We start from the raw sequence: 11,724 nt of genomic DNA, 5'->3' as shown, positions 1-11,724 counted from the left end.
AAGGGAGCCGATCGCATGAGCATTCTGGTCCTGGCCGAACACCACGACGGCCAACTCGCCGCCGGCACCGCCCACGTCGTTGCCGCCGCCCGACAGATCGCAGAGAACGCCGGTGGCGACATCGACGTCCTGGTCGCCGGCGAGAACGTGCAAGGCGTTGCCGAAGCCGCCGCCAGACTCGACGGCGTGGCGCGCGTGCGCGTCGCCGACAACCCCGTCCACGCCCACCAACTGGCCGAACCGCTGGCGGAACTGCTGGTCGCCATCGCCGACGGCTACAGCCACGTGCTGGCCGCCGCCACCACCGGCGGCAAGAACGTCATGCCGCGCCTGGCCGCGCTCAAGGACGTCAACCAGATCTCCGACATCCTCGGGGTCGACAGCGCCGACACCTTCAAGCGGCCGATCTACGCCGGCAACGCCATCGCCACCGTCAAATCGAACGACCCGCTCAAGGTGATCACCGTACGCACCACCGCCTTCGATGCCGTGGGCGAGGGCGGTAGCGCGAGCATCGAAGCGCTCGACACTGTCGTCGCCAACGACACCTCCCGCTTCCTCGGCGAAGAACTCGCCCAGAGCGAGCGTCCCGAACTCGGCGGCGCCCGAGTGGTCATCTCCGGCGGTCGCGGCATGGGCAACGGCGACAACTTCAAGCTGCTCGACGGCATCGCCGACAAGCTCGGCGCCGCCATCGGCGCATCAAGAGCGGCAGTGGACGCCGGCTTCGTGCCCAACGACATGCAGGTCGGTCAGACCGGCAAGATCGTCGCCCCGGAGCTTTATATTGCGGTGGGCATCAGCGGCGCGATCCAGCATCTCGCCGGGATGAAGGACTCCAAGGTGATCGTGGCGATCAACAAAGACGAGGAGGCACCGATCTTCCAGGTGGCGGATTACGGCTTGGTGGGCGACCTGTTCGAGATCCTGCCGGAGTTGGAGCGGAAGCTGTAACCATAGCCCGCTCCGAGGTCTGAGTTCGAAAGCCGATGCCCATCATGGGGATCGGCTTTTTCACGTCCGGCGATGGCGGATGACGTCCGGCAGCGATGAATTGCTGCGGATTGATAATTGTTCTTGTTTGTATTAGCGTGTTCGCCTCGAGTCCAGCCCCATTCCGCTGCGGATCGGGCGGTACTTACTTTACCGGCTTCATCTACCAGCTTTCATCGCTCACTCGCAAGGAGATAGCGTGGTGTTTCATTCCCCGCGGAAACGAGGTCAATGCCGCCGCGTGCTGGCATCCTGCCTCGCCGCCGTGAGCTTGGGCGGCGCCGCGAGCGTCGCGATTGCCCAGGACTCGCTCAGCCAGGCGAGCATCGAAGCCCAGCAAGCCCAGGCCGAGCTGCAAGAACGCATCGACAACGCCGACGACGCCACCCGCGAGGCGCTCGAGCAGTTGCGCCAGGCCAATCAACAGGCGGACAGGCTCGAAAGTTACAACACCGAGCTGGCGCCGATCGTCGCCAATCAGGCCAAGCGCATCGATGCCCAGCAGCAAGCTCTGGCGCAGATTTCCGTCACCCGCGAGGCACTTCCCGGCGAGATGCGCGACATGGTCACGCAGTTGCGAACGATGATCGAGGCGGACATGCCGTTCTTGCGCGATGAGCGTCTGGCGCGAGTCGACGATCTCGAACGCATGCTGGCCAGTGATGAGACCTCCCAGGCCGACAAACTGCAACGCATCTTTTCGGTCTGGCGTACCGAGCTGGACTACGGTCGCCAAATGGACCAATGGAGCGGGCCGCTGAGCGGCGCCCAGTCCCGGGCTTCCAGCGAGGGCAGTCAGTACGCGCGCGAGGTCGATTACCTGCGCGTGGGGCGTACCGGCTGGTACTACGTCACGCCGGACAACCACGCTGGCGGGGTGTGGAGCGTGGCCAACGGCGAGTGGGAAGCGCTGGACAGCGACCAGATCGACGAGGTTCGCCGCGGCATCCGCATCGCCCGGGACCAGAGCGCCCCGGCGCTGCTGCATCTGCCGGCATCGCTGACCGTCGAGGATACCCGGTCAGTGACGGAGGGACAGTCATGAAACGGACAGTCGTGAAGCGTCATGCGTGGTGGCCGGCGCTCTCTTTCGTGGCGATGACGCTACTGCCCGTCGCCGCCCACGCCCAATCCGACGAGCCGTCCGGCGATGGCTCATCGTTGCAGCAGGTTCTCGAATCCTTCCGCGCCGATGCCCAGGCGGCGGAGGCGCGCGATACCCAGCGCCTGCAAGCGCTGCTGGACGACAGGCAGGCACTGGAACAGGCCGTTGCCGATGCCGAGCAGCGTCTCGAGGCGGCGCAATCCCGGCGCGATGAGCTGGAGTCCCGCCAGGCCGAGCAGCAACAGCAGCTGGCGGAGCTCGAGCAGCAGCGCAGCAATGATGCCGGCGACATCGGGCAGGTCTCGTCCATTGTCAAACAGCAGGCCGGGGAACTGCGTGATGCACTGAGCGACAGCTGGTTGACGGTGGGCGGCAATGCGCAGTTACCGCCGCGCCTCGATGACCGAGGCTTGATCGACATCCAGACGCTCCATCAGGTACGCCAGGAGCTGGCCGCACTGGTCGCGGAAAGCGGGCGCGGCGTACGTTTCCAGGCGCCGGTTGCCGGCCCCGGCGGCGACGTCGAACCGCGCGAGGTGGTTCGCCTGGGCGATACCGTGGCCTTCAGTCAAGGCGATCTGCTGCAGCGGGTCGGTGAAGACGGCCGCCTGTCGGTCTTTCCCCGTACGCCACGCGACGCCAGCCAGGCGCTGCAAGCGTTCCAGCAGGGCGAGGGCAACCAGATCGTCGTCGATCCGACCGATGGCGACGTACTTCAGGCGTTGTCGCAGCAGCCGAGTCTGTGGGAGCGATTCCAGCAGGGTGGCTATGTTGGCTACGTGATCGTCGCGCTGGGTGTCGTCGGCCTGCTGATCGCGCTGGCGCAATATCTCTACCTGCTTCGGGTCAGCGCCCGCATGCGCCGGCAGATGCGCGCTCCCGAGTCTCTCAGCGACGACAATCCGCTGGGCCGCGTGCTCGCACGTTTTGCCGCGCTGGGCCGCGATCACGCCCCCGAGGCGCTCGAAGCGCGTCTCGACGAGGCCTTGCTGGCCGAGCAGCCACGTCTGGAACGCGGTCAGCCGGTGGTCAAGTTGATCGCGGCGGTCGCGCCGCTGCTCGGGCTGCTGGGTACGGTGACCGGGATGATCATCACCTTCCAGTCGATCACCGTTTTCGGCACCGGCGACCCGCAGCTGATGGCGGGGGGCATCAGCCAGGCGCTGGTCACTACGGTGCTGGGGCTGATCACGGCCGTGCCGCTGTTGTTCGTCAACACCGCGCTCAACAGCCGCAGTCGGCGCTTGATCGGCTTGCTGGAGGGGCGTGCCAGCGCCGTGCTGGCCGAGCATCTCGAGGCCGAAACCGCTGCCGCCCAAGTCAGTGTTCAGGAGCGTCGCCATGGTGCCCACGCTTGAGCCGATCCGCTGGCTGATCAATGCCGGCGGCGAGGTCCTGGTGGTCATCATGCTGGTGGCGATGTGCCTGTTCGCCATTTCGCTGGAGCGGCTGATCTACTGGCGCTTTACCCATCGGCGGGCGCGTCGGGTGCTGATCGAGGCATGGATCAAGCGCCGTGACCATACCAGCTGGAGTGCGCTGACATTGCGCGAGGTATGGACGCGCGAGCTGATCGCGCGCCTGCGTTTACCGTTGCCGTGGCTCAAGCTGCTGGTCGCCATCTGCCCATTGCTGGGATTGCTGGGCACGGTCACCGGCATGATCCAGGTGTTCGACAGCCTGGCCCTGAGCGACAGCGGTCAGGCCCGGGCGATGGCCGATGGCGTGGCGCGTGCCACGTTGCCGACGCTGGTCGGCATGGCGGTCGCGGTAGTCGGTCTGCTGTTCGTCAGCCGTCTGGAACAGATCATTCGGCGCGAGGACCAGCGATTGCACGATCGCATGGCCCGCGCCGTGGAGGAGTCTCATGCGTAGGCGCCGCTTGCGAGAAGCCAGCGACGAATCCACCGGTATCGACCTGACCCCGATGCTGGATGTCGTTTTCATCATGCTGATCTTCTTCATCGTCACCACCAGCTTCATCAAGGAGAGCGGGGTGGAGATTCAGCGCCCCGAATCGAGCGAGGCGACCGCCCGTCCCGATACCCAGGTATTGGTGGCGATCACCAGCGAGGGCGCGGTCTGGGTCGATGGCGAGGCGGTCGATGCGCATCGCGTCGGCGCCCGGGTGGCCGATCTGGTTTCCGGCGATGGCAGCGTCGTGGTTCAGGCCGACAAGCGCTCGACCACGGGGTTGCTGATCGAAGTCATGGATCGCATTCGCAAGGCCGGCGTCGAGAACGTCGCGGTGGCGGCCAACCGGGATGCCGGCTGATGCGTAGATTGGTCGGGCTTGCCGGTGGCGCGCTACTGGCGCTGCTGCTGTTCTACCTGATGGCGCTGCTGGTGGCGCCGCCGGAGCCGGAGCATACCGAGATCATGATGCCGACGGCGATCTCGATGGTCGAGGCGCCGCAACAGGACGATGCCCAGCCCGCGCCGACATCGCCCTCGCTACCGCCGCCCAGCCCGCCGCCGCCTCCGCCCGCGGCGGCGCCGGTACCCGTGGCGGATGCCCCCAGCCCGGTGGATATTCCCGAACCACAGACGCCGGAAGTGCCGGCGCCGGACGTCACCCTGGACGATGCGTTGCCTGAGCTCAGCGAAGCGCGGCCCGAACCGACACCGCAGCCAGAACCGCAACCCGAGCCTCAACCGGCCCGGGAAACGGCCGCCGAAGCGCCACCGCAACCCGAGACCAATCCCGGTCCGGCGCAGCCGAATCCGGCATCGCAGCAACCGCCGCGCGGGACCCAGGCAGCGCCTCGCGACGTGGGGCAGCTTCAACCGACCAGCCGGGTGTCGCCATCCTATCCGATGCGCGCGCGCCGTCGCGGGCTCGAGGGGTACGTGGAGGTCAGCTTCATCATTCGCCCGGATGGCAGCGTGGACACGAGCAGCCTGCGGGTGATCGATGCCGAGCCGGCCAATGTGTTCGATCGCGCGGTGAGGGAGGCGGTATCGCAGTGGCGTTTCCCGCCGGCGGATGACGTTCGGCGCGCCACGCAGCGCATCCAGTTTCAGTTGGAGGGCTGATCGTGAACCCGCAAAAGTCCCTGTTCATGCTCGGCAGGCGTTGTTTGCCTGGTATCGTCGTGCTGCTGCTCGTTTATGGCGCGATGTCGACGGCACATGCCGAAGGACCGGCGCTGCGCGCGGACATGATTCAGGCGCTGCAGTCGATGCAGGCGCAGCTGGATGCCGGCAATGACGCCGCAGTCGTTTCCCAAGCCGTGGATTCAGCCGCGCGGCTCGAGGGTGGCAATGCCGCCGACCGCTGGGCACGCGCGCTGTTTCTGCAACTGGCGGCTATCGCCAGCGCGCGTCAGGGCCAGGATTCGCGGGCGGCGGATCTGTTGGCCGAGGCGCGAAGCGTTGACGGCGTGCCAGGTTCGCGGCAGTTGGCATGGCTCCACCAGGAGGCCGAGCTACGCCTGCACGCCGGGCAGACGCAGCAGGGCGCGGATCTGCTGACGGCATGGGTGGAGCGCAGCGGTGGCGACGACGCCTCGCGCTGGTTACTGATCCAGGCCCGCGCCTCGCTCGGGCAATGGTCGGCGGCGGCGAACTCGCTGGATCGGTTGCGCGAAGAAAACGACGCCGACTGGCAGGGTGATCGTCTGCAACTGGCGAGTACGGTCTATCAGCAGGCAGGTCGCTTCGACGATGCGCTGGCGCTGCTGGGTAGCGACAGCTCCGCCCCCGATGTCTGGCGTCGGGCGGCCGGCCTGGCACAGCGAGCCGGCGACGACGGGCGGGCGGCGGCGATCTGGGAAAGCGGCTGGCGGCGTGGCGTGCTGACCTCAAACGACGATCTGCTGCAACTGGCCAAGCTGCACATCGCCGGGGGTACGCCGGCCCGTGCCGCCGAGCATCTCGAGCAGTGGTTCGACGATGGTCGGCTCGAGGCCAGTGCCGCCAACCGGCGCCTGCTGGCGCAGGCATGGACGGCGGCGCGCAACCATGCCAAGGCGATTGCCGCCTGGCGAGCGCTCGCCGAGCACAGCGGCAGTCCCGATGATTGGCGGCAACTGGCGGAAGTCGCCTACGGCTGGGGCGAATGGCAGACGACGCTGGAAGCCATGACGCAATTGCACCAGACGGGTAGCGATCCCTCGGGGCGCGACTGGCTGCTGCAGGGAATTGCCGCCTTTGAGCTGGGCAAGCAGAATGCGGCCCGCGATGCGTTCCGGCAGGCCAGGAACGCCGGCGTCGCCCAGGCCCAGCAATGGCTCGACTCGCTGGGATCGGCGTAGCGGTGGTCGGCTCGCGTGCCAATCGGTTTTTGGCAAGGTGGCGGATTGTGGTTTGACGAGTTCACCACTGATCGCGTCTTGACCATCCTTGTGCTCGTTATTGCGAGGGGCAAGCCCCTCGCGCTCCCCTTTTTGACGCCACAGACGGCGTAACCCTGAACGCTGGATCGCTGAACTCGGGTCGGCGCGAAAGGGCATCCTGCCCAACGCGCCTCTTGCGACATCCATGTCGCAAGCCCCGGTTCAGCGCTCAATCGTTCAGCGCCGTCTGGAAGGCGTCAGGGGCGAGGTATTCCATGACGATGGCTCGATCGACCGTTCACGCCTCCGCCAAAGCGCTCATTACCTTGACAAAAAACTCGTGAACGGAACTCACGTTAGCTCGAACTCGGTCAGTGGTAAGCTCACCTTGCCAGAATGTGTTGCCTTGGCAAAAACCCCGGCAACGAAATTCATGCCAACTCGAACTCACTCCACACCGGGGCGTGATCGGAGGGGCGTTCCATGCCGCGCAAGTCGTAATCGATGCCGGATTGGCGGGTCATCGCGGCCAGCGGTTCGGTGACGAGAATGTAGTCGATGCGCAGGCCGCGTTTGGGTTCGCGTTCGAACCCCTTGGAGCGGTAATCGAACCAGCTGAAGTATTCGGTGCTATCCGGGTGGCAGAGGCGGTAGCTGTCCTTGAGACCCCATGCCTTGAGCCGATCGAGCCATTCGCGCTCTTCCGGCTGGAAGCTGGTCTTGCCTTCGCGCAGCCAGCGCTTGCGGTTGTCTTCGCCGATGCCGATGTCGATGTCTTCCGGCGAGATGTTGAAGTCGCCCATGATCGCCATCCGCTCCGCCGGATCGTGACGCTCGTTCAGCAGGCTCTGCAATCCGGCATAGAAGGCCCGCTTGTTGGGATACTTGGTCGGGTGGGCGACGTTCTCGCCCTGGGGAAAATAGCCGTTCCAGACCGTCAGCGGTTCGCCGTCGGCCATGTTGAGCGTGGCGCCGATCAGGCGGCGCTGGGCTTCTTCGCCGTCGTCCGGCAGGCCGTAGTAGACGGCTTCCGGAATGGATTTGGTCAACAGCGCGACGCCGTAATGGCCTTTCTGGCCATGGAAGTGGACGTGGTAGCCCATCGCCTCGACCGCCTCGCGGGGGAATTCGCTATCCTGGACCTTGGTTTCCTGCAAGCCGATCACATCCGGGGAGTGCGTCTCGATCAGTGCGGACAGCTGGTGCAGTCGGGCACGAATCCCGTTGATGTTGAACGAAACCAGGCGCATCAGTGAGAGTCCTTGTCATCGGCAGGAGTATGGGTATGCAGCGGCAGTGGCGGAGCGCTCTGGCGCTGTCGCTTGCGTTCGGCCTGAGCCTTGCGCTGACGAGTCTTCTTGTCGACGTAGCGGCGTGACGAGGTGACCTCGTCGGGATTCTCGTGGCGCCAGCGACGATAATCCTTGCGTTTGCCGGTACGGATCGTGACCTTGTCGGCCAGCGATCGGGTCTTCTTTCTGCGAGTCATGCGTGCGACCTGCTGATGATTCGTTAAAACACGCATTCTAACAGGTACAGGCGCTGGCGCGACGTTGGCGGGCAGGGCTGGTACAATGTGCGCCTGCTCGCGATCGGGCTTGCCTGCTGCGACCCGTCGAAGGCCAGGCGTTGGGCGCTGCCGTCTTCGGTGCTGTCCCGGCCATTGCCCGTCGTCGCGAGTGTCACCGTCAATCGAATTCGGACATTCGTCATAATTATGAGTGAGTCGGACAACACCCAGGCACCGGCACAGAACCGCAGACCCAAGCGGCGTCGGCGCAAGCCACGTAAATCGCAGTCGCGGACCGCTTCCAACTGGTCGCTGAAACAGTTCCAGGTCGAGCCCGTTGCCGGTCGCTGGCGTTTTCACGATTTCGATCTGCCGCTACCGCTGATGCGCGCGATCCAGGCCGAGGGATTCGAGTACTGCACGCCGATCCAGGCCGAGGCGCTGATGCATACGCTGCTCGGTGGCGACGTGGTCGGCAAGGCCCAGACCGGCACCGGCAAGACCGCGGCCTTTCTGATTTCGCTGCTGGCCTATTTCCTCGAAGAGGAAGCGCCGGATGGCCAGCGCCCGGGCACGCCGCGTTCGCTGGTCATCGCGCCGACCCGTGAGCTGGCGCTGCAGATCGAGAAGGATGCCAAGGCGCTGGCGCGTTTCACTTCGCTCAACGTGGCGAGCGTGGTCGGCGGCATGGATTACCAGAAGCAGCGCAACCAGCTGGGCAAGAACCTCGACATCCTGGTGGCCACGCCGGGGCGCCTGCTCGATTTTCAGCAGAAGCGCGACATCGACCTCTCCCAGGTCGAGGTGCTGGTGCTGGACGAGGCGGATCGCATGCTGTCGATGGGCTTCATCCCCGACGTCAAGCGGATCATCCGCTATACGCCGAAGCGCGAGGAGCGTCAGACCTTCCTGTTCTCGGCCACCTTCACGCCGGACATTCTCAATCTCGCCGAGCAGTGGACCTGCAATCCGAGCCACGTCGAGATCGAGGTGACGACGGAAAACGCCGCCAATATCGATCAGCGCGTCTACCTGGTCAGCGACAGCGACAAGCGCAAGCTGCTGGTCAATCTGCTCAAGCAGGAGTCGATGGAGCGGGTGATCGTGTTCGGCAACCGTCGCGATCTGGTCCGCGAACTGGACCAGATGCTGCGCGAGCAGGGCGTCAACGCCGCCATGCTTTCCGGCGACGTGCCGCAGAGTCAGCGAATCAAGACGCTGGAGCGCTTCCGCGAAGGCGAGGTGACGGTGCTGGTGGCGACAGACGTCGCTGGCCGCGGCATTCATATCGAGGACGTCAGCCACGTCATCAACTACACCCTGCCGGAAGACCCCGAGGATTACGTCCACCGCATCGGGCGTACCGGCCGCGCGGGCGCCAAGGGCGTCTCGATCAGCTTCGTCGGCGAGGAGGACGCCTTCTCGCTGCCCGAGATCGAGAGTTACATCAAGGACAAGCTGCCCTGCGAGCAGCCGCCGGAATCGATGGTGTCCTGATCGGCGGCGCCTCCTGACCATCCATGCCCATGGATGGTCGCCCCCTCTGGCCATTTCGGAATTCGCATGCTCGACGAGACCCTCAAGCAGGAGATTCAGAACGCTTACCGGCGCGTGCTCGAGGGACTCGAACTCACGCCGCGCTATGGTCAGCGGCTGATGATCGCCGAGATCGCGCGTACGCTGGCCTCCATCGAGCGCGACGAGCAAGGGCGGCGCACCTCCAACGAGCATGTCTGCGTGCTCGAGGCGGGCACCGGCACCGGCAAGACGCTGGCCTACCTGCTGGCGGCGCTGCCGGTGGCCAAGGCCCGCGGCAAGCGTCTGGTGATCGCCACCGCCACGGTGGCGCTGCAGGAGCAGGTGCTCAATCAGGACCTGCCCAAGCTCAAGGCGCATAGCGGGCTCGACTTCGAATATGCCCTGGCCAAGGGGCGCGGGCGCTACCTCTGCGTGGCCAAGCTCGACCAGGCGCTGGAAGGCGCGGAGCCCAACCCGACGCTGTCGCTGTTCGAGCAGACCATCACCACCGATGCCGGCGGCGATTTCCCACAGCTGATCCAGGAGATGGCCGATACCTATGCTTCGGGCAACTGGGAAGGCGATCGCGACAGCTGGCCGGTGGCGATCGACGATCGCGACTGGCGCCGGCTGACGGTGGATCATCGACAGTGCACCAACCGCCGTTGCGGCCATTTCGGTGCCTGTGCCTATTTCCGCTCGCGTCGCCATCTCGAACAGGCCGACATCATCGTCGCCAACCACGACCTGGTACTGGCCGATCTGGCGCTCGGTGGCGGCATGGTGCTGCCGTCTCCCAAGGATTGCATCTACGTCTTCGACGAAGGGCACCACCTGCCGGACAAGGCGCTAGAACACTTCTATCACCGCTTCGCCATCAACGGTACGCTGCGCTGGTTGCGCACGCTCAAGAAGTCGCTGACCGAGCTCAATACCGCACTGGGGTCGCAGCCCACGCTGGCGCGTCTGTTGGCGGCGTTTCCCGAGCGTATCGCGGCGCTGGAGCCGCGGCTCGGTGACGCCTACGCCATGGGGCATCAGATCGCGGGGCTGAGTCAGGGGGCCGGCAACGAGACCCAGCATTTCCGTTTCCCCAATGGCCGTGCGCCGCAGCCGCTGGTCGATCTCGCGCAGCAGTTGGTGATTCCGTTTGCCGAGCTGTCGCGGGATCTGGAGACCATGAGCGACATTCTGCGCGAGAGTCTCGACCCGGATAAATCGACGGGGCTCGCCCGTGAGCAGGCGGAACCGTGGCTGCCGCTGACCGCCTTGCTGCATGGGCGCGCGCTGGAAGCTCATGCGCTGTGGCAGGCGATGGCGACGCCGGACCCGGCGGAACAGAAGCCCCAGGCGCGCTGGCTGACGTTCGAGAGCTTCGGCGGCGAGCCCGAGCTGACCTTCTCGGCCAGTCCGGTGTCGGCGGCGGAAACCCTGGCGCGACATCTGTGGGGCAGTTGCTATGGCGCGGTGGTCACCTCGGCGACGCTGACCGCGCTCAATCGCTTCGAGCGCCTCCAGGAGCGGGCAGGACTGGCCAACCGCTATCGTTATCAGCGCCTGCCGAGCCCGTTCGACTACTCGCGCGCGACGCTCAGCGTGCCGCGCGAGGCCGTCGATCCCGGCGATGCGGCGGGGCACGATCGCGCCATTGTGCAGTTCATCGAGGCCCTGGCGGACGACGAGGCGGTGCTGGTGCTGTTCTCGTCGCGCAAGCAGTTGCGCAGTGTCGCCGATGCGCTACCCGAGCCGTGGGCCTCGCGGCTGCTGGCGCAGGACCGGCTGCCGAAGAGGGAGCTGCTTGAGCGCCATCGCCGTGCCGTCGACGCCGGCGAGGGGAGTCTGATCTTCGGCCTGGCGAGTTTCGCCGAGGGCATCGACCTTCCTGGACGCTATCTGACCCATGTGGTGATTACCCGATTGCCATTCTCGGTGCCGGACGATCCCGTCGGGGCGACGCTCGCCGAATGGATCGAGAGCCAGGGCGGCAATCCGTTCATGCGGATCTCGGTGCCGGATGCTTCGATCAAGCTGGTGCAGGCCTGCGGCAGGCTGATTCGCAAGGAAAACGACAGCGGCCGTATCTCGCTGCTCGACCGCCGTGTGCTCACGCGACGCTATGGCAAGGCGCTGCTGGATGCGTTGCCGCCGTTCCGACGCGAGATCGAGGCAAACACTGTATAAAATGGCTGCGCAGGCGAATCGCTGCGCTATGACCGCCATCCCTGGCGGTCACCGAAGGCCGGCCTGCGGCCGTTCAAATTCGCTCCCGGCGAATTTGTGCGCGGTGCTGGAGCGCCAGCCCGGTCCTATACCCCATAGGC

The 11,724-nt window shown here is 65.7% G+C and carries 11 protein-coding genes; 9 read left to right on the top strand and 2 right to left on the bottom strand.

Annotation, left to right across the window (positions count from 1 at the left end; all coding sequences use genetic code 11):
• The first annotated feature begins 15 nt into the window (after nt 1-15).
• The 7 genes from DOM57_RS15815 to DOM57_RS15785 all read left to right on the top strand — a co-directional run bounded on the left by DOM57_RS15815 (nt 16) and on the right by DOM57_RS15785 (nt 6,354).
• A complete protein-coding gene (locus tag DOM57_RS15815; protein WP_110650157.1) occupies nt 16-954 on the top strand; it encodes an electron transfer flavoprotein subunit alpha/FixB family protein in 939 nt (312 codons plus the stop codon).
• 238 nt (nt 955-1,192) lie between these two features.
• Nucleotides 1,193-2,038 carry a DUF3450 domain-containing protein gene (locus DOM57_RS15810; protein WP_239496269.1) on the top strand — a complete coding sequence of 282 codons (846 nt, stop codon included), beginning with the start codon at nt 1,193-1,195 and terminating at the stop codon, nt 2,036-2,038.
• The gene (locus DOM57_RS15805; RefSeq protein WP_239496268.1) at nt 2,035-3,456 is read left to right on the top strand and encodes a MotA/TolQ/ExbB proton channel family protein; all 1,422 of its coding nucleotides are present in this window, start codon (nt 2,035-2,037) and stop codon (nt 3,454-3,456) included. Before DOM57_RS15810 ends, DOM57_RS15805 begins: the two co-directional genes overlap by 4 nt.
• A complete protein-coding gene (locus DOM57_RS15800) occupies nt 3,440-3,973 on the top strand; it encodes a MotA/TolQ/ExbB proton channel family protein (protein ID WP_110650155.1) in 534 nt (177 codons plus the stop codon). The genes DOM57_RS15805 and DOM57_RS15800 overlap by 17 nt, the downstream gene beginning before the upstream one ends.
• Nucleotides 3,966-4,373, top strand: coding sequence for an ExbD/TolR family protein (locus DOM57_RS15795; RefSeq protein WP_110650154.1), 408 nt, complete (start codon nt 3,966-3,968; stop codon nt 4,371-4,373). Before DOM57_RS15800 ends, DOM57_RS15795 begins: the two co-directional genes overlap by 8 nt.
• The gene (locus tag DOM57_RS15790; protein WP_110650153.1) at nt 4,373-5,134 is read left to right on the top strand and encodes an energy transducer TonB; all 762 of its coding nucleotides are present in this window, start codon (nt 4,373-4,375) and stop codon (nt 5,132-5,134) included. The genes DOM57_RS15795 and DOM57_RS15790 overlap by 1 nt, the downstream gene beginning before the upstream one ends.
• A 2-nt stretch (nt 5,135-5,136) precedes the next feature.
• Complete coding sequence (locus DOM57_RS15785; RefSeq protein WP_239496267.1) at nt 5,137-6,354, top strand: heme biosynthesis protein HemY; 1,218 nt, start codon at nt 5,137-5,139, stop codon at nt 6,352-6,354.
• A gap of 452 nt (nt 6,355-6,806) precedes the next feature.
• Here DOM57_RS15785 and xthA read toward each other — a convergent pair whose 3' ends face one another.
• Both xthA and DOM57_RS15775 read right to left on the bottom strand, forming a co-directional pair.
• Nucleotides 6,807-7,625 (bottom strand): exodeoxyribonuclease III, encoded by an 819-nt coding sequence (gene xthA / locus DOM57_RS15780; RefSeq protein ID WP_110650152.1) that lies wholly within the window; start codon nt 7,623-7,625, stop codon nt 6,807-6,809.
• Entirely contained in the window at nt 7,625-7,864 is a 240-nt protein-coding gene (locus tag DOM57_RS15775; RefSeq protein WP_110650151.1) for a hypothetical protein, read from the bottom strand. The genes xthA and DOM57_RS15775 overlap by 1 nt, the downstream gene beginning before the upstream one ends.
• Nucleotides 7,865-8,092: 228 nt before the next feature.
• Between DOM57_RS15775 and rhlB the strand changes: the two genes are divergently transcribed.
• Together rhlB and dinG are read left to right on the top strand one after the other, a co-directional pair.
• A complete protein-coding gene (rhlB, locus tag DOM57_RS15770) occupies nt 8,093-9,382 on the top strand; it encodes an ATP-dependent RNA helicase RhlB (protein ID WP_110650150.1) in 1,290 nt (429 codons plus the stop codon).
• A 66-nt stretch (nt 9,383-9,448) separates the two neighbouring features.
• The gene (gene dinG, locus DOM57_RS15765) at nt 9,449-11,584 is read left to right on the top strand and encodes an ATP-dependent DNA helicase DinG (protein WP_110650149.1); all 2,136 of its coding nucleotides are present in this window, start codon (nt 9,449-9,451) and stop codon (nt 11,582-11,584) included.
• The last annotated feature ends 140 nt before the right edge of the window (nt 11,585-11,724 follow it).

The sequence above is a fragment of the Salinicola peritrichatus genome (assembly GCF_003206715.1).
Lineage (GTDB): Bacteria > Pseudomonadota > Gammaproteobacteria > Pseudomonadales > Halomonadaceae > Salinicola > Salinicola peritrichatus.
The sequence above is the reverse complement of the archived record's forward strand: the minus strand, read 5'-3'. Positions and strand labels throughout refer to the sequence as shown.